The 19,865-nt window shown below is 72.0% G+C and carries 22 protein-coding genes; 8 read left to right on the plus strand and 14 right to left on the minus strand.

Going from position 1 to position 19,865, the window contains the following annotated elements; all coding sequences use genetic code 11:
* Positions 1-36 precede the first annotated feature (36 nt).
* From ACFYYJ_RS38835 to ACFYYJ_RS38860, 6 genes are all read right to left on the minus strand, one after another.
* The gene (locus ACFYYJ_RS38835) at positions 37-1,620 is read right to left on the minus strand and encodes an ABC transporter substrate-binding protein (protein ID WP_385363937.1); all 1,584 of its coding nucleotides are present in this window, start codon (positions 1,618-1,620) and stop codon (positions 37-39) included.
* Positions 1,621-1,771: 151 nt separating this feature from the next.
* A complete protein-coding gene (locus ACFYYJ_RS38840) occupies positions 1,772-2,533 on the minus strand; it encodes an SDR family oxidoreductase (protein WP_385128345.1) in 762 nt (253 codons plus the stop codon).
* A gap of 28 nt (positions 2,534-2,561) precedes the next feature.
* Positions 2,562-3,323, minus strand: a complete 762-nt coding sequence (gene fabG, locus ACFYYJ_RS38845; RefSeq protein WP_385128346.1) for a 3-oxoacyl-ACP reductase FabG — start codon at positions 3,321-3,323, stop codon at positions 2,562-2,564.
* Positions 3,324-3,580: 257 nt separating this feature from the next.
* Positions 3,581-3,964 (minus strand): DUF3037 domain-containing protein, encoded by a 384-nt coding sequence (locus ACFYYJ_RS38850; protein ID WP_385366087.1) that lies wholly within the window; start codon positions 3,962-3,964, stop codon positions 3,581-3,583.
* On the minus strand, positions 3,961-4,806 hold the full coding sequence (locus ACFYYJ_RS38855) for a HipA family kinase (protein ID WP_389139335.1): 846 nt from the start codon (positions 4,804-4,806) through the stop codon (positions 3,961-3,963). The genes ACFYYJ_RS38850 and ACFYYJ_RS38855 overlap by 4 nt, the downstream gene beginning before the upstream one ends.
* Before the next feature lie 18 nt (positions 4,807-4,824).
* Positions 4,825-5,439 carry a cysteine hydrolase gene (locus ACFYYJ_RS38860; RefSeq protein WP_389139337.1) on the minus strand — a complete coding sequence of 205 codons (615 nt, stop codon included), beginning with the start codon at positions 5,437-5,439 and terminating at the stop codon, positions 4,825-4,827.
* Between the two features lie 76 nt (positions 5,440-5,515).
* Between ACFYYJ_RS38860 and ACFYYJ_RS38865 the strand changes: the two genes are divergently transcribed.
* Entirely contained in the window at positions 5,516-5,989 is a 474-nt protein-coding gene (locus ACFYYJ_RS38865; protein WP_389139339.1) for a pyridoxamine 5'-phosphate oxidase family protein, read from the plus strand.
* 13 nt (positions 5,990-6,002) lie between these two features.
* Here ACFYYJ_RS38865 and ACFYYJ_RS38870 read toward each other — a convergent pair whose 3' ends face one another.
* Positions 6,003-6,905, minus strand: a complete 903-nt coding sequence (locus ACFYYJ_RS38870) for a LysR substrate-binding domain-containing protein (protein ID WP_385128349.1) — start codon at positions 6,903-6,905, stop codon at positions 6,003-6,005.
* Positions 6,906-6,979: 74 nt separating this feature from the next.
* On the opposite strand from ACFYYJ_RS38870, the gene ACFYYJ_RS38875 reads away from it, so the two are divergent.
* Together ACFYYJ_RS38875 and ACFYYJ_RS38880 are read left to right on the plus strand one after the other, a co-directional pair.
* Positions 6,980-7,942 carry a DMT family transporter gene (locus ACFYYJ_RS38875; RefSeq protein ID WP_389139342.1) on the plus strand — a complete coding sequence of 321 codons (963 nt, stop codon included), beginning with the start codon at positions 6,980-6,982 and terminating at the stop codon, positions 7,940-7,942.
* 53 nt (positions 7,943-7,995) lie between these two features.
* Positions 7,996-8,247: a hypothetical protein gene (locus ACFYYJ_RS38880; RefSeq protein WP_389139345.1), complete on the plus strand. Its 252-nt coding sequence runs from the start codon at positions 7,996-7,998 to the stop codon at positions 8,245-8,247.
* A gap of 79 nt (positions 8,248-8,326) precedes the next feature.
* Here the strand turns inward: ACFYYJ_RS38880 and ACFYYJ_RS38885 are convergent, their stop codons facing one another.
* The gene (locus ACFYYJ_RS38885; protein WP_389139347.1) at positions 8,327-9,664 is read right to left on the minus strand and encodes an aminotransferase class I/II-fold pyridoxal phosphate-dependent enzyme; all 1,338 of its coding nucleotides are present in this window, start codon (positions 9,662-9,664) and stop codon (positions 8,327-8,329) included.
* 37 nt (positions 9,665-9,701) lie between these two features.
* Between ACFYYJ_RS38885 and ACFYYJ_RS38890 the strand changes: the two genes are divergently transcribed.
* The gene (locus ACFYYJ_RS38890; RefSeq protein ID WP_389139349.1) at positions 9,702-10,376 is read left to right on the plus strand and encodes a pyridoxamine 5'-phosphate oxidase family protein; all 675 of its coding nucleotides are present in this window, start codon (positions 9,702-9,704) and stop codon (positions 10,374-10,376) included.
* Here ACFYYJ_RS38890 and ACFYYJ_RS38895 read toward each other — a convergent pair.
* Both ACFYYJ_RS38895 and ACFYYJ_RS38900 read right to left on the minus strand, forming a co-directional pair.
* Complete coding sequence (locus tag ACFYYJ_RS38895) at positions 10,358-11,341, minus strand: DMT family transporter (protein WP_385128354.1); 984 nt, start codon at positions 11,339-11,341, stop codon at positions 10,358-10,360. The genes ACFYYJ_RS38890 and ACFYYJ_RS38895 overlap by 19 nt on opposite strands.
* A 159-nt stretch (positions 11,342-11,500) precedes the next feature.
* Positions 11,501-12,475: a DMT family transporter gene (locus ACFYYJ_RS38900; protein WP_385128355.1), complete on the minus strand. Its 975-nt coding sequence runs from the start codon at positions 12,473-12,475 to the stop codon at positions 11,501-11,503.
* Between the two features lie 183 nt (positions 12,476-12,658).
* Between ACFYYJ_RS38900 and ACFYYJ_RS38905 the strand changes: the two genes are divergently transcribed.
* Positions 12,659-13,087, plus strand: coding sequence for an SRPBCC family protein (locus ACFYYJ_RS38905; RefSeq protein ID WP_384581928.1), 429 nt, complete (start codon positions 12,659-12,661; stop codon positions 13,085-13,087).
* A gap of 79 nt (positions 13,088-13,166) precedes the next feature.
* Here the strand turns inward: ACFYYJ_RS38905 and ACFYYJ_RS38910 are convergent, their stop codons facing one another.
* Positions 13,167-13,787, minus strand: coding sequence for a PadR family transcriptional regulator (locus tag ACFYYJ_RS38910; RefSeq protein WP_389139353.1), 621 nt, complete (start codon positions 13,785-13,787; stop codon positions 13,167-13,169).
* A 295-nt stretch (positions 13,788-14,082) separates the two neighbouring features.
* Between ACFYYJ_RS38910 and ACFYYJ_RS38915 the strand changes: the two genes are divergently transcribed.
* Positions 14,083-14,934 (plus strand): PhzF family phenazine biosynthesis protein, encoded by an 852-nt coding sequence (locus ACFYYJ_RS38915; protein WP_389139355.1) that lies wholly within the window; start codon positions 14,083-14,085, stop codon positions 14,932-14,934.
* A gap of 43 nt (positions 14,935-14,977) precedes the next feature.
* Here the strand turns inward: ACFYYJ_RS38915 and ACFYYJ_RS38920 are convergent, their stop codons facing one another.
* From ACFYYJ_RS38920 to ACFYYJ_RS38930, 3 genes are all read right to left on the minus strand, one after another.
* Complete coding sequence (locus ACFYYJ_RS38920) at positions 14,978-15,676, minus strand: hypothetical protein (RefSeq protein ID WP_389139357.1); 699 nt, start codon at positions 15,674-15,676, stop codon at positions 14,978-14,980.
* Positions 15,677-15,817: 141 nt separating this feature from the next.
* The gene (locus ACFYYJ_RS38925) at positions 15,818-16,675 is read right to left on the minus strand and encodes a CPBP family intramembrane glutamic endopeptidase (RefSeq protein ID WP_389139359.1); all 858 of its coding nucleotides are present in this window, start codon (positions 16,673-16,675) and stop codon (positions 15,818-15,820) included.
* Positions 16,676-16,727: 52 nt separating this feature from the next.
* Positions 16,728-18,242: a glutamate-cysteine ligase family protein gene (locus ACFYYJ_RS38930; RefSeq protein WP_389139361.1), complete on the minus strand. Its 1,515-nt coding sequence runs from the start codon at positions 18,240-18,242 to the stop codon at positions 16,728-16,730.
* A 493-nt stretch (positions 18,243-18,735) separates the two neighbouring features.
* Between ACFYYJ_RS38930 and ACFYYJ_RS38935 the strand changes: the two genes are divergently transcribed.
* On the plus strand, positions 18,736-19,356 hold the full coding sequence (locus tag ACFYYJ_RS38935; protein ID WP_385128360.1) for a hypothetical protein: 621 nt from the start codon (positions 18,736-18,738) through the stop codon (positions 19,354-19,356).
* A 261-nt stretch (positions 19,357-19,617) separates the two neighbouring features.
* Positions 19,618-19,806: a DUF5999 family protein gene (locus tag ACFYYJ_RS38940; RefSeq protein WP_329388107.1), complete on the plus strand. Its 189-nt coding sequence runs from the start codon at positions 19,618-19,620 to the stop codon at positions 19,804-19,806.
* Positions 19,807-19,865 lie beyond the last annotated feature (59 nt).

Raw genomic sequence — 19,865 nt, forward strand, 5'->3', positions numbered from 1 at the left:
GGCCGCCCTTCCCGGCGGCCGACGCGTGCGGCCTTGCTACCAACTGGTCTTGCGGTAGAACTCCCACATCTGCATGACGGTCTGCGGGTCCAGGGCCCGCTCGGCGCCCGCGATGTCCTCCCGGGCGGCGACGTACAGCTTGCCCTGCCACAGGGGCAGCAGCCGGACGTCTTCGGCGAAGACCTGCTGCGCCTTCTCGAACTGCTGGATTCCGGCCGAGCGGTCGCCCTCGCGGCGGGACTTGGGCAGCAGGTCGTTCAGGATCTCGGCGGGCTCGTACGGGGTGCCGACCGCGTTCTCCTTGCCGACGAACGGCGCGATGAAGTTGTCCGGGTCCGGGAAGTCGGGGAACCAACCTCGGCCGAAGACGGGGTACTCCTGGTTCTTGTAGCTCTTCTGGAATTCCTTCCAGGGCGCGCTGCGCAGGGTGACCTTGAAGAGCAGGCTCTCGTCCAGCTGGCGCTTGAGCTCGGTGAACTCGTCGGCGGTCGAGGCGCCGTAGCGGTCGGTGGTGTACCAGAAGGTCAGGTCGACGGCCTGGTTGATCCCGGCGTCCCTGAGGATCTTCTTGGCCTTGGCCACGTCCGGCTGGCCGAACTTGTCGTAGAAGGGCGTCTTGTGGCCCACGACCCCCTTGGGGACCATCGAGTACAGCGGCTCGGCGGTGCCCTGGTAGACCTTGGAGACGAGCGCGCCGCGGTCGATCACCTGGGCGATGGCCTGGCGGACCGGGGCCTTGGCGACCGCCGGGTCCTTGGGGTTGAAGACGAGGTACCGGATCTCGGAGCCGACGTTCTCCACGACCCCGACGCCCTGCCCGTGCGACGCGGGGGTCTGGAGGTCCAGGATCTCGGGGGCCGACAGACCTCGGTAGATCGCGTCGATCTCCTTGCCCTTGAGGGCGGAGATCATCTTCGGGGATTCCTTGAAGTAGCGGATGGTCACGCCGGCGTTCTTGCGGTTGGCGAAACCGTTGTAGTTCTCGTTGCGGTTGAGGACGGCCTCGCCGCCCTCCTTGTACGACTCGAGCACGTACGGGCCGGAGCCGACGATCTTGCCGTCGTCGCGGACCTTGTCCGCGGGGTACTCCTTGGGCGCGACCAGCGAGGCGGCCGGCGAGCCGAGGACGAACGGGAACGTGGCGTCCGAGGTGTTCAGGTGGAAGACGACCGTCAGCGCGTCCGGGGTCTCGATCTTGTCGAGCGCCCCGAAGAGGTCCTTGGGGCCCGTCGAGGAGCCGATAGTCCTGATCCGGTCCAGGGAGTGCTTGACGGCCTTGGCGTCGAGCACCTCGCCGTTGGAGAACTTCAGGCCCTTGCGCAGGACGCACCGGTACGCCTGGTTCGCCGCGTCCGTGAACTCGCAGCTCTGGGCGGCGTCCGGCTGGGGCTTGGTGGAGCCCGTCGGGAAGGCCACCAGGGTCTGGTAGACGTTCCGGTAGAGCTCCCAGGAGCCGTCCCACGCCGCGGCGGGGTCGAGGGTGCTCGGGGCGCTGGTAGTGCCGACGACGATGCGCTTGGCGTCGTCGCCCTTGTCGTCCGAGAGCAGGCCGCATCCGGCGAGCAGGGATATGGACGCAAGGGCCGCAGTGATCTGCAGACATCTGGTCCGGATGAACACGTGCACGCTCCTCGATCAGCCAGGGTGCGGCAGACCTTACCGCAGTGCCCCACGAATCCAATGGACAGGTTTCGTGGGGCACATGACCGGTTCCGTGCATATTCGTGACACATTCACCTCCCTTAAGGAAGGGAATGTGTCCGGTTATCGATCAGTGCACTCCGGCATTCAGGAACATTCCCCCGTCTACGACCAGAGTTTGCCCTGTGATCCATTCCGCTTGTGCAGATGTAAGAAAGGCCGCGGCCCCTCCGATGTCCGCCGGAACCCCGAGCCGACCCAGCGGATAGGCGGCCGCGGCCTCCTGCTCGCGGCCCTCGTAGAGAGCCTGCGCGAACTTGGTCTTGACCACCGCGGGCGCGATCGCGTTGACCCGGACCCCGGGCGCCATCTCGTGGGCGAGCTGGAGGGTCAGGTTGATCATCGCCGCCTTGCTCATCCCGTACGCCCCGATGAAGGGCGAGGCGGAGACGCCGGCGATGGAGGCGATGTTCACGATCGCGCCGCCGTTGTCCTTCTGCCAGGCGTGCCAGGTCCGCTGCGCGAAACCGAGCGCCGAGATCACGTTGGTCTCGAAGACCTTGCGCGCGACCCCGAGGTCCAGGTCCGCGATGGGCCCGAAGACCGGATTGGTGCCGGCGTTGTTCACCAGGAAGTCGACCCGGCCGAACGCCTCCATCGTCCGCTCGACGGCGACGGCCTGGTGCTCCTCGTCGTGCGCCTTGCCCGCGACCCCGATGACCCGGTCGGCGCCGAGCCGCTCGACGGCCTCCTTGAGGGCGTCCTCGTTGCGCCCGGTGATGCACAGCCGGTCCCCGCGGGCGACCAGCGCCTCGGCGACGCCGTAGCCGATGCCCCGGCTCGCACCGGTGATCAGCGCGACCTTGCCGCTGTCCGTTCCTTCGTACGTCATGTCGTACGCCCCTGCCTCTCGTGGACCGTCAGTTGAGCGGGCCGCCGGCCACGTACAGGACCTGGCCGGAGACGAAGCCGGCCGCCTCGCCCGTGAAGAAGGCGATGGCGTTGGCGATGTCGTCGGGGGTGCCGACGCGCTGGACGGGGATCTGGGTGGCGGCGGCGGCCTTGAAGTCCTCGAAGCCCATGCCGACTCGGGCGGCGGTCTGCGCGGTCATCTCGGTGGCGATGAAACCGGGGGCGACGGCGTTGGCGGTGACGCCGAACTTGCCGAGCTCGATGGCCAGGGTCTTGGTGAAGCCCTGCAGACCGGCCTTGGCGGCCGAGTAGTTGGCCTGGCCGCGGTTGCCGAGGGCCGAGCTGCTGGAGAGGTTGACGATGCGTCCGAACTTGGCCTCGACCATGTACTTCTGACAGGCCTTCGACATCAGGAACGCCCCGCGCAGGTGCACGTTCATGACGGTGTCCCAGTCGGACTCGCCCATCTTGAACAGCAGGTTGTCGCGCAGCACGCCCGCGTTGTTGACCAGCACGGTCGGAGCGCCGAGCGTGCTCGCGACGCGCTCGACCGCCGCCTCCACCTGCGCGCCGTCCGAGACGTCGCAGCCGACGGCGATGGCCTTGCCGCCGGCCGCCGTGATGGCCTCGACGGTGTCCTTGCAGGCAGCCTCGTCGAGGTCGAGTACGGCGACCGCCCGACCCTCGGCGGCCAGGCGTACGGCGGTGGCGGCGCCGATGCCCCGGGCCGCCCCGGTCACGATCGCGACGCGCTGCTCGGTGGTGGACATGCTGGATCTCCTCGCCCTTGAGAGACGGCCGCCCAGAGGTGAGCAACCGCTTAGTAGCTTCAGCTGAGGAGACGCTAGGAGCCGCAGCGCCACGCTGTCAACGGCAGCCCGCCGGGGCCGATCCCACTCCCACCGGGGAGGAATCCAGCCCCGGCGGGGAGAAATCCGGCCCCGCCGGCGTTCGAGGCGCGGGGGCCCGGGGGCGGAGCCCCCGGCAACGGCGCCGCACCCGAAGGTCGACGGCCCTCCCGGGGGGATCAGCGCACCAGCAGGTCCAGCAGCCGCTCCACCTCCGCGGCGGGATCGGCCGTCAGCCCGGTGTGCACGGGCCCCGGCTGCACGACAGTGCTCCGCGGCGCGATCAGCCAGCGGAACCGCCGCCCGGCGTCGTCCCCGGCGGCCTGCCCCGCCGCGGTGCCCCCCGTGCACACCCCTTCCACGCCGCGCAGCGCCGCCCGCACCCCGGCCACATCGGCCCCGGGGTCCAGGGCGAGCAGCTTCGCCTCGTCGAGGTGGGTGCGCGCGGCGACGTACGCGTGCGCCCGGCAGTAGACGATCACGCCGGCGTTGAAACACTCGCCCCGTTCCATCCGGGGCACCACACGCACCAGCGCGTACTCGAACACGTCCCGCTTGGTCACTCGTCGCCGCTCTTCTTCTTGGTCTTGTGGGGCCATTCCGCCAGGTGGTCGGTGAGCCAGCCCGGCGGCTTCTGCGGGGCCTTCACCTCGGCCTCCATCGAGATCCTCTCGTGGATCGTGGCCGCGCGCGGCAGCAGTGCCTCCACATAGGCGCGGCGCAGCTCGTCCGTGGTGTCGAAGCCGGGCTCGTCGACGAGCCATTCGTCCGGGACGTCGGCCGCGACCTCGGTGAGCAGTTCCTCGGTGACCAGCGGGGCGAGCGCGGCCGCGGCGCTCGCGATGTCCGGGCCCACGGGGGCGAGCACGTGGTCCGAGGCGTTGTACGGCTTGGCGGCCGCGGCCGCGGCGGTGGGCCAGTTGTGCTGCCAGATCATGGTGGCGCCGTGGTCGATGAGCCACAGGTCCCCGTGCCAGACCAGCATGTTGGGATTGCGCCAGGACCGGTCGACGTTGTTGATCAGGGCGTCGAACCAGACCACGCGCCCCGCCTCGACCGGGTCCACCTGGTACGCGAGCGGGTCGAAGCCGATCGATCCGGGCAGGTAGTCCATGCCGAGGTTGAGCCCGCCGCTGGCCTTCAGCAGCTCCTGGACCTCCTGGTCGGGCTCGGCGAGCCCGATGACGGGGTCGAGCTGCATCTGCACCAGCCGCGGTACCCGCAGGCCCAGCCGCTGGGCGAGCCGCCCGCAGATGACCTCGGCGACCAGGGTCTTGCGGCCCTGGCCGGCGCCGGTGAACTTCATGACGTACGTGCCGAGGTCATCGGCCTCGACGATTCCTGGGAGCGAACCGCCCTCACGCAGCGGCGTGACGTAACGGGTCGCGATCACTTCGGACAGCATTCGTCCAGGTTACGGGGGTCAGCTCGGCGGAGCCCACTGCATAAGGAGCGCCTCGGTGGTGGTGATGGCCGCGACCAGCCCGAGGGAGTTGCGGATCACCTCCGCCGTGCAGGAGGCGGGCACGCCGGCGATGGCGTCGGACGGGACGACCACCTGGTAGCCGAGGTTCACGGCGTCGAAGACGGTGTTGGGGATGGCGATGTTGGAGGAGACCCCGGTGACGACGAGCGTACGGACGCCGAGGTTGCGCAGCAGCGCGTCGAGGTCGGTTCCCGCCATCGGGGAGAGGCCGTGGAGCCGGCGGACCACCAGGTCCTGTTCGGCCACGGTGATCGGGGCCGCGACCTCCACGGCCCGACTTCCGGTCAACTGGCGGACGGGCAGCTTCCCGGCCGCCCGGAACAGCCGTGCGTTGGTGTTGGCCCCGCGTCCGTCCGGCCGCCGCTCGGCCACGGCGTGCAGCACCTGTACACCGGCCCCGCGCGCGGCGTCGACCAGTGCGGCCACCCGCTCCAGCGTTCCGGAGTCCCGCGCCTCTTTGGCGAGTTCGGGCAGCGCGCTCTCCTCGCCGACCACCCCGTTCTGGCACTCGACGGTGAGCAGTGCGGTGGTGGCGGGATCGAGTTCCTGCATGGCTCCCCCTGGCGTGACGACCCGACAGCCCGCATGATTCCTGACACACAGTCAGATGTGAAGGGGTGCGGGACGGATGGACGAGGCACGCTCGGCAACGGCACAGCGGCGGGGGCGCCGCATCATGATGAGCGACGCGGAGGTGGACGCCTTCCTCCGCGAGCAGCGCACCTGCCGGGTGGCCACGGTCTCACCGGACGGCCGCCCGCACGTGGGGGCCCTCTGGTTCGCCTGGGACGGCACCTCGCTGTGGCTGTACTCGATCACGCGCAGCCGGCGCTGGTCCGACCTGCGCAAGGACCCCCGGATCTCGGTGGTCGTGGACTCGGGCGAGGCGTACGACGAACTGCGCGGGGTGGAACTGTCCGGCACCGCCGTCTTCGTGGGCGAGGCCCCGCGCACCGGCGAGCCCTGCCCGGAGCTGGCGGAGGTAGAGCAGATCTTTCCGGTCAAGAACTTCGGCATCGAGCAGATGCCGCACGACGGCCGGCACGCCTGGATCCGCCTCACCCCGGAGTCGGTCGTCTCCTGGGACTTCCGCAAGCTGTAGGGCGCGGAGCGGGCTACCGGATTCCGGCGGCCACCTCCCGCAGGGCGTCCACGGCGGCCCGGATGGAGGGCCGCCGGTCGGCGTCCGCCCGCCACACCGCGTACACGTGGCGGCGTACGGTGTCGCAGACAGGCAGCAGCCGGACCCCGGGCGGCACCGGACCACGACCCAGCTTCGGCGCGACGCACACGCCGAGCCCGGCCTCCACGAAGGCGAGCTGGGTGTGGTGCTCCTCGGCGATGTGCGCGATGCGCGGCTCGATCCCCGTGCCGCGGAGGGTGAATACCAGCCACTCGTGGCAGAACTGGCCCTCGTTCCAGGAGATCCAGTCGTCCTCGGCGAATTCGGCCAGGGAGATCTTGTCCCGGCCGGCGAGCCGGTGGTCCGCCGGGACGGCGATGTCTACGGAGTCGTCGAGCAGGTGGACCCGGGTCAGCTCGGCGGGAACCGGCATGCGCTTGTTGTGCCAGTCGATGGCGAGGGCCATGTCGAGGTCCCCGCGCACGACCGCCGTCATGCTCTCCTCCGGTTCCTGCTCGCGCACCCGGACCCGCAGCTCCGGATGGCCCTGGCGCAGGGCGGACAGCACCTGGGGCAGCAGACCGCGCATGGCGGTCGGGAAGGCGCCGATCCGCAGTTCGCCGACCGCGCAGCCCCGCTGGGCCTCGACATCCGCCTGGGCGAGCTCCACCTGGGAGATGATCCGCGCCGCGTGGTCGGCGAGCAATCGCCCGGCGTCGGTGAGCCGCACCCCGCGGCCGTTCTTGGCGAGCAGCGGCTGGCCGATCTCCCGTTCCAACTTGGCCATCTGCTGGGAGACGGCGGAGGTGGTGACGTGGAGCCCGTCGGCCGCGCCGCTGACCGAGCCGTGGCGGGCGAGGGCGTCGAGGGTGCGCAGGCGCTCCAGGTTCAACATGTAAGCGATGCTACGGCGTCACCCCCAGGAAGTCTCGCTTGTCCTACGAAGTCGAGACGCGCACAGTAAGTGCCATGAGCGCACCCACCGCCCCGCGGCCCACCCTCCCGACCACCGCGGCCACCGCCACCAGCGCCGTTCGCCGGGGCCGGCTCCTCGACTGGCGGGTCCGCTTCGCGATCCTGTCCGTCATCTGGGGCTTCAGCTTCCTCCTGATCAAGGTGGGTACGGAGGCCTACGCGCCGTTCCAGGTGGCGCTGGGCCGGGTCCTGTTCGGCGCGCTCGCCCTCCTCGCGGTCCTGCTGGTGCGCCGGGAGCCGCTCCCCCGGGGGCTGCGCACCTGGGGGCACCTCACCGTGGCGGCGCTCCTGCTCAACACGGCCCCGTTCTCGCTCTTCGCGTACGCGGAGCTGAGCATCCCGTCGAGCCTGGCCGGCATCTGCAACGCCACCTCCCCGCTGTGGGGCATGGCGCTGTCGCTGGTCGCGCTGTCCGAGGACCGCCCGACACGGCACCGCTTCGCGGGGCTGGGGCTGGGCTTCCTGGGCGTCCTCACGGTCCTGGGCGCCTGGCAGGGCTTCGCGGGGGTCGACGCCAAGGGCACCGCGTTCGCCCTGCTGGCCGCGCTCTGCTACCCCATCGGCTGGATCTACGTCCGCCGCACCCTGGCCGGGACTCCGGGCTCCCCGGTGGCCATGACGGGTGGCCAGCTGATGCTCTCCACCCTCCAGCTCGCCCTGGTCAGCTCCCTGTTCACCAGCGCCCCGACGTCCTTCCCGCTCTGGCCGACCCTGTCGGTGATCGCCCTGGGCGCCCTCGGGACGGGCATGGCCCTGCAGATGCAGTACGGCCTGGTGACGGAGGTCGGCCCGACCACCGCGCAGATGGTCACGTACTTCATCCCGGTCGTGGCCACGACGGCGGGCGTCCTGGTCCTCGGCGAGCAGCTCCACTGGAACACCCCGGTCGGCGCCGCGATCATCCTGGCGGGCGCCGCCCTCACCCAGACCCGCCCCGGGGCCCGTCGGACCGCGTGACCCCTGGTACCGTCCGGGCGATCATCACACCGCCCGGGGGGCACCTTTTGAACTTGGCCATCGTCCTTCTGACCGCCGGACCGATCACCCTCGTCGGTGGCGGCCGGCTCGCACTGAACGTCCGGGGATCGGCCACGTCCCTGGCCCGCCGGGCGGAGGCCAACGCGGAACTGCGCAGGCACTCCCGGGGGGACCTCGGTTCGGCGCCGCAACGCGCCCCGGCCGGCCTCTTCCGCGCCGGGGGCGCGGTCTTGGCCCTGTGCGGGGCCGTCCTCACGCTGGGCGGCGTCATCGAACTCCTCTGACCCCGCGGCCCTTGGTCCGTCCGGCCCGCCGCGCCGGGGCACCGCTCCGGACGCGGCGGGTGGGGCCCGCGGGTCGGGTTCAGACCGAGCGGCCGCCCCCCGACGGGCGGACCGCCGCGGCCACCGCGTCCGCCAGGGCCGGGATGTCGGCCGGGACCAGCGTCGAGACGGTCACGCGGATGCCCGGGCCCGACTCCACCCGGTAGCGGGAGCCCGGCGCCACCGCCCACCCCGCGGCCAACAGCCCCGCCACCACCGCGGTCTCGCCGACCCCGACCAGCGGCACCCACACGTTCAGGCCGCTCCGCCCGTGCGCCGGCACCCCCCGCTCCCGCAGCGCCGCGATCACCGCGTTCCGCCGCTCGTCGTAGGCCCGGGACACCGCCGCACGGTCCACGGCCCCCGAGGTCCACAGCTCCACCACGGCGTACTGGAGCAGCCGGCTCACCCACCCCGGGCCGAGCCGCTGCCGCCCGCGGACCCGGTCCAGCGTCACCGCGTCACCCGTGAGCACCGCCAACCGCAGGTCCGGCCCGTACGCCTTCGCGGCGGACCGAGTCAGCGCCCAGTGCCGGGTCACCCCGCCCAGGGAATGGAGCGGCCGGTCCACGATCCCGTGGCCGTGGTCGTCGTCGATCGCCAGCACCTCCGGATGGCCCGCCACCAGCGCCCGCAGCTGCGCCGCCCGCTCCGCGCTCAGCACCGCCCCGGTCGGGTTCTGCGCCCGCGGTGTGACCAGCAGGGCTCGCGCCCCGGCCGCCAGCGCCCGCGCCACCGCGTCCACCTCGGGGCCGTCGTCGTCGACGGCCACCGGCAGCACCCGCAGTCCGAGGGCCGCGACCAGGTCCAACACGCTCCCCCACCCCGGGTCCTCGACCGCCACCGCGTCCCCCGGCCGCAGATGCGCGGCCAGGACCCGTTCGATCGCGTCCAGCGCACCCGAGGTCACCGCCACCGGACCCGCGGGAACCCCGTCCGCGTCGAGGTCCGCCCGGGCCATCCGTTCGAGCTCCGGCAGCAGCGGATCGTCCCCGTAGAGGGTCGGCGCCTGCGCGTACCGCCGGGCGGCGAAGGCCAGGGCCCCGTCCAGGGCGGGGAGCAGCGACACGTCCGGGTTGCCCGAGCCGAGGTCCCGTACGCCCTCCGGCACCGCCATCGGGGCCGCGTCGCGGGGCGCGCTCGACGGGCGGGCCCGCACTCGGCTGCCGCGCCGCCCGTCGGTCTCGATGACCCCGCGCTCGCGCAGCGTCCGGTACGCGGCCGCGACGGTGTTCGGGTTCACCCCCAACTCGCCCGCCAGCTCCCGCATCGGCGGCAACGGCGATCCGGGCGGGAGCGCGCCCGATCCCACGCCCGCTTCGACACTGGCCGCGATATCCGATGCGCGGCGCCCTTCGATCCGATAATCTCCTAGCACAAAGACAATTATGCACTAGTACAACGGAGCGCGCACGATGACCACGACCCCCGCCACTGAGACGGCGTACGAACCCACCGACCGCACCGTGCCCACCCGCTCCCGCGACCGGGCGCGCTACGACCGCGAGACGGTGCACTCGATACTCGACCAGGCCTACATCTGCCACCTCGGCTTCGTCCGCGACGGCGCCCCGGTGGTCCTCCCCACGCTCTTCGCCCGCGTCGGCGAGGTCCTCTACGTACACGGCTCCACCGGCTCCCGCCCGCTGCTCGCGGCGGGCAAGCCCGACCCGGGTCTCGCCGTCTGCGTGACGGTGACCCACGTCGACGGCCTGGTACTGGCCCGCTCGGCCTTCCACCACTCGCTCAACTACCGCTCGGTGGTGGCCCACGGCACCGCCTACCAGGTCACCGACGAGGCGGAGCGCCGGCTCGCCCTGGACGCCCTCGTCGACCACGTCGTACCGGGCCGCTCCGCCGACTCCCGGCCCGCCAACGCGAAGGAACTCGCCGCCACGGCCGTGATCCGCCTGGATCTGGAGGAGGTGTCCGCGAAGCTCCGCACCGGCGGCCCGAACGACGACGCCGAGGACCTGGGCCTGCCGTACTGGACGGGCGTGGTCCCCGTCGCACCGGCGTACGGAGTCCCCGTGCCCGCCGCGGACCTGGCCCCCGGCATCGCCGTCCCGGACTACATCACCGCGCTCTGAGGACGCTCCCGCACCGCGGCGGGCCCGGCCGCCACCGGCCCGGGCCCGGCCGCCGGACGGCGCGCTTCCGCCGCGATCAGCGCCCCCACCGCCGTCAGCAGCAGTACGGTCCCCAGCACCACGGCACCGGTCAGCCGCTCCCCCAGCACCAGGACGGCGATGGCGGCCGCGCTCACCGGCTCGATCAGCATGATCACGGACACGGTCGCGGCCCGCACCGCGGCCGCGCCCGTGAAGTAGAGGACGTACGCGAGCGCCGTCGGGACGAGGGCGACGTACGCCAGCAGCCCGAGCACCCGTGCCGGTTCGGCGGTGTGCGGCAGCAGCCCCTCCGCCCAGGCGAGCGGCAGCAGGGCGACCGCGCCCACCGCGACCGACCAGGCGGTGGTCACCAGGGGGTCCCCGCCCGCCCCGCGCTGCCCGAGCCGGCGGGCCCGCAGGGTCATGGCCGCGTACCCGGCGGCGGAGAGCAGCGCCCAGCCGACACCGAGCGGCCGCACCTCGCCGCCCCCGCTGCCCAGCACGAGGACGGCCAGCCCGGCGAGGGCCCCGCAGACCGCGGTCAGGCCGGCGCGGCCGAGCCGCTCGCCCGTCCAGTACCGGGCCCCGAGCGCGATGAGCACGGGCCCGGCGCCGAGGGTGACGACGGTGCCGACCGCGAGGCCGGTCTCGCGCACGGCGGCGAAGTAGGCGGCCTGGAAGAGGGTGAACAGCAGCCCGGTCCCGATCAGCGAGGCCTTGGACGGCCGCGCCCGCCCGTCGTCCGCCCGGCGGCGCCCGCGTACGGCGAGCACCGCGAGCAGCACCACGAGCCCGCCCGCGCACCGCCAGAAGGACAGGGCGAGCGGGCCGAGGTCACTGGCCAGGAAGAGGAGGGAGGCGGCCGCCCCGGCGGTGCCCCAGGCGGCTCCGGCGATGACGAGGTACAGCAGACTGCGCCCGGTGGCGGGCGAATGGTTCGACACGTGGTTCTCCGCGCATGCGTGAAGGATGAGAAGAGCAGGTCATCGCTTCGCGGGCAGCGCTCACCGGCCCGGGAACCCCCGGGCGCTCGGTTGCGTGAAAGTGCGGCCCGCGCCTAGGCGGCGGGCGGCGAAAGCACGGTCGAATACATGCGCATCACCCTAGGCCGTCGTGGTCTCGCGGTCCAGCAGGACCGGTTCGGGCTCGGCCGGCACGTCCGGCACCTCCGGCGGCGCCTGTCGCGAGGACTGCGCGATGAACGCACCGCCCAGCACCAGCCCACCGCCGACGATCTGCCAGGTGGAGAGGTGCTCGCCGAGCAGGATCCAGGCCAGCACGGTGGCGACGACGGCCTCCAGGAAGGCCACCACGCCCGCGATCTGGGGCGAGAGCCTGCGCACGGAGACGACGCCGGTCAGGTACGCGAAGACGGTCGCGATCAGCACCACCCAGCCGAGCAGCACCCCGGCGGGCACCATGAGGTCGCCCAGGGCCGCGTCGCCGCCCAGCACCTGCCAGTCGATCTCCCACGGGCGGGCGATCACGGTCATGACGAGGGCACCCACGACCAGGCCGTACGCGGTCACGCCGAGCGGGTCCGGGGCGTCCTCCCCGTCGGAACCCTGGTCGGCGAAGACGAAGTAGGAGGCCTGGCACAGGGCCGCGCAGAGGCCGAAGACCACGCCGAGCAGGTCGAGCCGCAACCCTGCCCAGATCTCGACCACGCAGGCGAGCCCCACGACGGCCACGGCCGCGCCGGCGGCGGCGCCCCGCGTCACGGGCTTGCGCTGGACGAAGCGGATGTAGCCGAGCAGCAGCGCCGGGCCCAGGTACTCCAGGAGCAGGGCCACGCCGACGGGAATCCGGGACAGCGAGGCGAAGTAGAAGGCCTGTACGCCCGCGACGGCGACCAGGCCGAAGCCGGCGAGCAGCGCGGGCTTGCGCCGCACCAGGCCGCGATGGCGCCAGGCCAGCGGGGACAGCACGAGCGCCGCCCCGGCCACCCTGAGCCAGACCATCTGGAGGGGGTCCAGACCCGCCTCGATCAGCGGCTTCGCCGCCACCCCGGAACCACCGAACGCAACCGCCGAGACGAGGGCGAGGCCCAGTCCGGCGTTCTTCCCTGACGCTTGCATCGGGCCATCATGACAGGGCCGGTCAGGAGCGTCACGAGCATGACACCTGTTGAGACGCAGTCGATACCCCGGCCTCCGCTCGGGCCGCCCGCCCCGCCGATTTCTGACAGGTCGTCAGTATTGAATGTTCCGCCCGCCGGGGCTACGTTCCGCCGCACGTACCCGACGAGAAGGGGTGGTCGCATGGCTGAAGTCACCGCGGAATCACGCATCGAGGCGTCCGCCGCGAAGGTCTGGTCCCAGCTGACGGACTGGGACGCGTACGGCCAGTGGAGCATGACCCACACGAACTTCCCGAAGGGCGGACCCGAGACCCTCGCGGTCGGATCCACCTTCGCCGAGAACATGAAGATGATGGGCTTCCCGGCCGAGGTCGTCTGGACCGTCTCCGAGCTGGAGGACGAGCGCGTCTTCGCCATCACGGGCAAGGGGCCGATGGGCGTGGCCGTGCTCACCCGGTACACGCTGATCCCGGACGGCGGGGCCACCACCGTCCGCATCGACGGCGAGTTCACGGGCGCCGCGGTCTCGCTGATGGCGGGCAAGCTCAAGGACTCGGCGACCGCCGCGCTGAACGAATCCCTGCGCAAGCTGGCCGGCCTGGTCGTCTGACCCGACCGCCGGACCGCACGACGGAGCGCCCCGCGAGAGGACTCGCGGGGCGCTCCGTTTCCTCCTGGACCCGACCGGCTCAGTGCTCGTCGGCCAGGATCAGGTAGAGCTTCTTGCGGGCGTCGTTGATGACGGCGAGGGCCTTCTCCCGCTGTTCGGGCGAGCCGGTCTTGAAGACCTGCCCGAAGGCCTCCATCAGGCCGAACCCGGCCGTCCGGATCTCCTGCATCGCCTCGAAGTCGAAACCCCGCCCGGCGTCCGCCCAGGGGGCGTCGGGGCCGGCCTCGGCCTCGGTGCGGCCGGCGTCGGTGAGCGTGAACAGCTTCTTGCCGCCCTCGCTCTCGCTGACGATCAGGCCCTCGTCCTCCAGCAGTTGGAGGGTCGGGTAGACCGAGCCGGGGCTGGGCTTCCACGCCCCGCCGCTGCGCTCGCCGATCTCCTGGATCATCTCGTAGCCGTGCATCGACCGGTCGGCGAGCAGCGCCAGGATCGAGGCGCGTACGTCTCCGCGCCGAGCCCTGCCGCGCGGCCCGCCGCGACCGCCGCGTCCACCGAAGGGTCCGCCGCCGAAGGGAGGCCCGAACGGGCCGAAGGCGGCGCGCAGCCCCCTGAACTCCTCCCGACGATCGGGCCCGCAGTGGCCGTGGCCCCGTCCGTGCTCGTGTCCGTGCCCGTGTTCGTGCTGTCCACGTGAACGCATGACTGCGCTCCTTCCGTCACTTCGTAGTGGTTCACATCGGTTCATCGGTTCCCCGATGTCTCCACTATCGGTGACCGATCGCGATGCGTCAACGATATATCGGAACCTTTCTCACCGAACAGCAACCGGGCAGCACGAGGGCCGGCCCCCGGGGCGGAGCAGTTCGCGGGCCGGGCCGGGGCCGGTGCCGGAAAGGCCGGCTCCGGTCGGCCCCGGTCGGCGCTCGCGCGACACCAGGCCAGACACCCCGCATTGGCCTTTGTCGGTGATCAAGGATCCGTCCTACGGTCTGGGCATGCGCATCCGAATCGTCGACGCCTTCACCGACCGTCCCTTCCACGGGAACCCCGCCGGAGTCCTGATCCTCGACGGCGGGTTCCCGCCGGACGCCTGGCTCCAGCAGGTCGCCGCGGAGATGAACCTCTCCGAGACCGCCTTCGCCCACCCCCTGCCGCCCGGCGGCGACGCCGACTGGGCGCTGCGCTGGTTCACCCCGGCCGCGGAGGTCGACATGTGCGGGCACGCCACGCTCGCCACGGCGCACGTACTGGCCACGAGCGGGCTCGCCAAGGGACTGGTCCGCTTCACCGCCCGCTGCGGCATCCTCACCGCCGAGACGGCCGAGGACGGCGGCATCACCCTCGACTTCCCGACGTCCTCCCTGACGCCCGTCCCGGCGCCGACCGCCGTCGACCACGCGCTCGGCGGCGCCCCGATCCTCTCCGTGCACGACACCGCCTCGCACATCGGCGACCTGCTGATCGAGCTCGCCGACGAGCAGACCGTGCGCGAACTGGAGCCGGACCACGCCGCCCTGCGCGCCTTCGCCAAGCGCGGGGTGATCGTCACCGCCCCCGCCGAGGACCCCTCGCGCGGCTACGACTTCGTCTCGCGGGGCTTCTTCCCCGCCTTCGGGATCGACGAGGACCCGGTGACCGGCAGCGCCCACACCGCGCTCGCCCCGTTCTGGGCGCAGCGCCTGGGCCGGGACGAGCTGACCGGCCTCCAGGGCGGCGCCCGCCAGGGGCTGGTCAAGGTCACGCTGGCCGGAGAGCGCACCCTGCTGACCGGCCACGCGGTCACCGTCCTCGACGGCGAGCTCCTCGCGGCCCCGCTCACGGCGCCCGAGGCCGACCGTACGGAGTGACGAGGGGCACCGAACCGGGCCGGTCCCGACCGACCGGGCCCGGTCAGCCCTTCGATCGGCCCTTCCGGCGCGCTTTCGCCTCCGCCTTCGTGCGAGCGGCTCGCCGCCGCGCGTCCTCGTTCGCGATCCAGGCCGCCGAGTCGATCCGCTTGCGATAGACCTGCGCCGGCTCCGCCGCGCCCAGGTGCACCGTCCACACCCACAGGACGGCCGACACGACGAAGAAGACGCCCGCCAAACCCAGATAGGAGGCGATCTCCTCGGACTCGGAGGCGCCCTCCTGGTGCACGAAGCCGGGCACGCCGGCGACGAGCGCGTTCACCCACCACGCGAGCGCCCCGTTGAACAGGGCGAGGGAGATCCAGTAGACGACCCGCACGGTCTTCGCCGGGCCGCTCACCTCCCCCAGCAGCAGGAGCCGCCGCAGCGAGACCGGCCCCGTCCGGTGGCGGCCACCGGTGTCCTCCTTGGCCCGCCGCACCGACGCGTAGCACTCGTCCAGCCACTGCCCCGGGGCCGGATCCGGTGGCGGGGCGTCGGTCGGCGCCAGTTCCTTGGCCTGGATCCAGCCGCTGAGGAACTGGATCTCCAGCTGGGCCTTCTCCAGTCGTCTGCGGTAGTGGTGGTCGCTGCTGCGCGCCTCGCGACGGTCGCGGATGAGGAGGCTGATCCCGCCCACCAGGCCGGTGACCACCGGCACGAAGAACGGCGCGAACTGCACCACGGAGTCCAGTACAGCCACCGCGCGCGCCTCCTCGCTCCCCCTTCAGCGTCGCACCGCTGCCGCGTCCGCCCCCGCCCGGCAGGGCCGATCGGGTGGCCCCCGCCAGGTCAGGAGGCCGGGTCAGGGCGTGGGGTCAGAGCACCGGGTCAGGGCGTGGGGTCAGGGCGTCGGCAGCCAGCCCACCTTGCCCGCGAGGAGGGCGTACCCGCCGAAGGCCACGATGTCGAGCAGCGCGTGCGCGACGACGAGCGGCCCCACCCGCCCCCAGCGGCGGTAGGCGAGCACGAAGACGACGCCCATCACCATGTTGCCGATGAAGCCGCCGATGCCCTGATAGAGGTGGTACGAGCCGCGCAGCACCGAGCTGGCGAGCAGCGCGGCCATCGGCGACCAGCCCAGCTGCCCGAGTCTGCGCAGCAGGTAGGCCAGCACGATGACCTCCTCCACCACGGCGTTCTGTACCGCGGAGAGGATCAGCACGGGGAACTTCCACCACACGTCGGGCAGCGCCTCCGGCACCACCGTGAGGTTGGCCCCGCTCGCCCGCGCCGCCAGGTAGAAGGCGAGCCCCGCACTGCCGATCCCCGCCGCGACGAGCGCGCCCCGGCCCAGGTCCCACCAGGGCCGGGTGCGGTCGAAGCCGAGCACCCGCAGCCCGGGCACGCCCTCGCGCGTCAGGAAGTGGGCCACGAGCAGTACGGGGACCAGCGCGGTCGCGATCCCGAAGAGCTGCCATGCCAGGTCCAGCCAGGGCCGGCCCGGGGCATGGGAGGCGTTGAGCGTGGCGGCCTGGTCCTTGAGCCCGCCGGGCTTGGTGAGCGAGCCGATGAAGCTGATCAGCGAGGAGAAGGCGCTCGCCCCCAGGGACAGGGCGAGGACGAGCAGCGTCTCGGTCCTCAGGAGGCCGCGCCGCCCCTCTCCGCCCAGTTCCACGTCCACCGGCTCCGGCTCCACCCGCACGCCCGACTCCCGTCCCAGCCACCCTGCCGCGCTGCCGCGCTGTTCCGACCACCCCATACTGCCCCCTCGGCGGCGGAACGGGATCACGGGACCCGGGCGGGGCGACGGGTCAGGCCGGGCCCTCACCCCCCAACCCCACCGGCCAGGTGTGCACGGGATCGCCCTTGTGCATCAGCTCGCTGTAGCGCCGGGTGGTCGCGGCCAGCGCCTCGTCCCGCTCCAGCCCGGCCGCCAGGGCCTGGTGGTAGGTGTCCACCTGCCAGGTCGCCCCGTTCACCCGCCGGCGGCAGCGCTCCTCGATGATGCCGAGGTAGTGGTCCCGGTCCGCGGGTTCGATTCCCCAGGCGTCGAGGCCGGCCGCCGCCATCGGCAGCAGTTCGTCCAGCACCAGCCGCACCGCCGGTACGCTCACCAGCCCCCCGGCCCGGCCCCGGCGCGGCCACCGCACCCGCGCCTCGATCCCGTATCGGCAGGCCGCGTCGAAGTTGGCCTCCGCCTCGGCGAAGGGCAGCCTGGTCCACACCGGGCGCGGGTCGTCCGCCAGGGTGCGTACGAGCCCGTAGTAGAAGGCGGCGTTGGCGACGACGTCGGCGACGGTGGGCCCGGCCGGCAGCACCCGGTTCTCCACCCTCAGGTGCGGCACCCCCTCCGCGACCCCGTACACGGGCCGGTTCCAGCGGTAGACGGTGCCGTTGTGCAGGACGAGTTCCTGCAACCGCGGCACCCCGCCCTCGTCCAGCACCCGCAGCGGCTCCTCCTCGTCGCAGATCGGCAGCAGGGAGGGGAAGTAGCGGACGTTCTCGGCGAAGAGTTCGTACGCCGAGTCCACCCACCGCTCCCCGAACCAGGTGCGCGGGCGCACCCCCTGGGCCTGGAGCTCGACCGGCCTGGTGTCGGTGGCCTGCGTGAACAGCGGCGGCCTCGACTCCCGCCACAGCTCGCGCCCGAACAGGAAGGGAGAGTTCGCGCCGACGGCTATCTGGACGGCCGCCACCGCCTGAGCGGCGTTCCACACGTCCGAGAACCGGGCCGGCGTGACCTGGAGGTGCAGTTGTACGGAAGTGCAGGCGGCCTCCGGCACGATCGACCCGGAGGTCCAGGTCAGCCGCTCGACCCCCTCGATGTCGAGCGTGAAGTCCTCGCCGCGCATCATCAGGATCTGTTCGTTCAGCAGCGAGTACCGGTCCACCGCCGACAGGTTGGCGGCGACCAGGTCACCGCGCGAGATCGTCGGCAGAATTCCGATCATCACCACCCCGGCGTCGATCTCCGCGGCCTGCCGGTGGGCGTAGCCCAGCCCCGCACCGAGTTCCTCGGCGAGCCGGTCGAATACGCGGCCGCCGAGCCTGTGCGGGAGGACGTTCACCTCCAGGTTGAACATTCCCAGTTCGGTCTGGAAATCCGTGCTCGCAATCCGCTCCAGCACCTCCGCATTCACCATTCTCGGCAGCCCGTCGGCACCGGCGAGATTCAACTCGATCTCCAGTCCCATCATGTTCTTCGGGCGATCGAACCTCCCCTCCGCCAGAAGTCGCTCCAGTCCCTCCAGACACTCGTGGAGCTTCCTTCGATACCTCTGCCGATCGGACAGGTCGAATCCGCCTGCCACGACCTTCTCCCCCATCGAAGCGTCCCTCCTCGACTGGGCCTGGCCCTGGGCACCCAGGCGCGCGTTACGGTCGATGATGCCCCGGCAGCGTGATCCATAACGCCCGGGGGGCGTGCACTGCGCGGAGCGCGCGCCGGTTTGGCCGAAGGGCGCTCCGGCACATTCACCTGGCAAGCCGACTTGTGCAAATTCCCCCTCGCCTTTGCCTGTTCGGGATAACCGACGCTTTTCAGCCGGGCCCCCGTCCGGTAACCTCCGAGGTCAGGCGCGACATGTTCGCGCCCATCCGGCATGAATGCCATGTCAGCGGGACCGGTAAGCGCCTTGTCGGCAATAGGCGGGACAGCTAGCCGAAACACTGCGTGAACACATGTCGTATAAACTCCGCAAACGAGGCAGAGAGTTGGCGCGCGGCCATTGCCCCTCAGCCCCCCTCTGGCCCCAGAATGCGACAGCGCCGTCCGCACCTCCCCCTTCCACAGGTCTCCCAAGTGAGAGGCGACCCACCATGCCGCTGCACGTCCCTCCGGCTCCCGCGTCCGCCCTGCGCAGTGTCCTCGCGGCTCTCGGTTCCCCCACCGCGGTCAACGAGGCGCACACTCCCGCCCTGCGCGCGCTCCAAGGGCCGATGACTGCCGAACTCCCCCTGCCGGTCCACGTCCTCGACCGGCTGGGCATGTCCAATCTGGCGGCCGGCGGCAGGCCGCCGCGCACCCGGCTCACCGGCTGGCGGTTCCTCATCCGCAGCGGCGACCGGTTCGTCGCCGCGGCCGACACCCGCCTGACCCCGGACGGCTGGACCTTCTCCCACTTCTTCGAGGGCCCCTACGTCGCGGCCACCGAACGCGCCCTGCGCCAGGCGGAATCGCTCGGCAAGGCCTACCAGCCGCGACTGCTGTCCGTACCGGAGCTTTACATGCTGACGCTGTGGCTCCACGGTGCGGTCGGCGCCGACGCCTCCGCCGGCCTGCCCGCGGGCGAGGACCTCCTGGTGCCCCTGGCACCGGCCCCGCCCGGCATCGCCGCGTACCGACCGCATCCGGTCTCCGAACTGCTGCCCGTGATGACCCACCGGCTCACCCCCGCGACACCGCCGGTCCCGCCCTCACTGGCCGCTCCGGCCGCCTGACCCGATTGGCCCATTCGGGTTAGTCCGCCCGGGCCATCGCCGAACCATCCGAAATGACAGGGGAGTTGGCCTGAACCGCCCGCACGAGTGATGCGTCATCAATCTGTGAGGACAGCCGGCGGGAAATCCCTGCGAAGCGGCTGTCCTGGGGGAAGACTGAGGACACGCTCCCCGCGGGTGCGGGGATGATCCAGGGGGACGGCCATGAATCACGCATCGAGCCGTAGCACACAGACCACGTCGCAGCGAAAGAACGCATCCATGTGCCAGCACCAGCCAGCCTGCCCGTCAGCCGAATCCGCCGACCGGGAGGCGGCCCGCCCGGTGGCCAACCACCCGGAGCAGGGCTGGAGCCTGCTGTGCAACGGCGTCCTGCTCTTCGAGGACACCGGGGAGCTGCTCCCGGACGGCCAGATCATCGCCCCGCACCGCCCGCTCGCGGTGGCATAGGACGGATCGTGAACGACGAAGGGGCCGGCCCGGGAGAACCTCCCGGACCGGCCCCTTCG

This window comes from Streptomyces sp. NPDC002467 (genome assembly GCF_042889825.1).
Lineage (GTDB): Bacteria > Actinomycetota > Actinomycetes > Streptomycetales > Streptomycetaceae > Streptomyces.

Coding starts and splice junctions, on each gene's coding strand:
- ACFYYJ_RS38865 (WP_389139339.1), top strand. CDS start 5,516: ATGGACGAGGCACGCTCGGCAACGGCACAGCGGCGGGGGCGCCGCATC.
- ACFYYJ_RS38915 (WP_389139355.1), top strand. CDS start 14,083: ATGCGCATCCGAATCGTCGACGCCTTCACCGACCGTCCCTTCCACGGG.
- ACFYYJ_RS38930 (WP_389139361.1), bottom strand. CDS start 18,242: ATGGGGGAGAAGGTCGTGGCAGGCGGATTCGACCTGTCCGATCGGCAG.
- ACFYYJ_RS38890 (WP_389139349.1), top strand. CDS start 9,702: ATGACCACGACCCCCGCCACTGAGACGGCGTACGAACCCACCGACCGC.
- ACFYYJ_RS38840 (WP_385128345.1), bottom strand. CDS start 2,533: ATGACGTACGAAGGAACGGACAGCGGCAAGGTCGCGCTGATCACCGGT.
- ACFYYJ_RS38910 (WP_389139353.1), bottom strand. CDS start 13,787: ATGCGTTCACGTGGACAGCACGAACACGGGCACGGACACGAGCACGGA.
- ACFYYJ_RS38875 (WP_389139342.1), top strand. CDS start 6,980: ATGAGCGCACCCACCGCCCCGCGGCCCACCCTCCCGACCACCGCGGCC.
- ACFYYJ_RS38870 (WP_385128349.1), bottom strand. CDS start 6,905: ATGTTGAACCTGGAGCGCCTGCGCACCCTCGACGCCCTCGCCCGCCAC.
- ACFYYJ_RS38905 (WP_384581928.1), top strand. CDS start 12,659: ATGGCTGAAGTCACCGCGGAATCACGCATCGAGGCGTCCGCCGCGAAG.
- fabG (WP_385128346.1), bottom strand. CDS start 3,323: ATGTCCACCACCGAGCAGCGCGTCGCGATCGTGACCGGGGCGGCCCGG.
- ACFYYJ_RS38900 (WP_385128355.1), bottom strand. CDS start 12,475: ATGCAAGCGTCAGGGAAGAACGCCGGACTGGGCCTCGCCCTCGTCTCG.
- ACFYYJ_RS38855 (WP_389139335.1), bottom strand. CDS start 4,806: ATGCTGTCCGAAGTGATCGCGACCCGTTACGTCACGCCGCTGCGTGAG.
- ACFYYJ_RS38940 (WP_329388107.1), top strand. CDS start 19,618: ATGTGCCAGCACCAGCCAGCCTGCCCGTCAGCCGAATCCGCCGACCGG.
- ACFYYJ_RS38935 (WP_385128360.1), top strand. CDS start 18,736: ATGCCGCTGCACGTCCCTCCGGCTCCCGCGTCCGCCCTGCGCAGTGTC.
- ACFYYJ_RS38860 (WP_389139337.1), bottom strand. CDS start 5,439: ATGCAGGAACTCGATCCCGCCACCACCGCACTGCTCACCGTCGAGTGC.
- ACFYYJ_RS38925 (WP_389139359.1), bottom strand. CDS start 16,675: ATGGGGTGGTCGGAACAGCGCGGCAGCGCGGCAGGGTGGCTGGGACGG.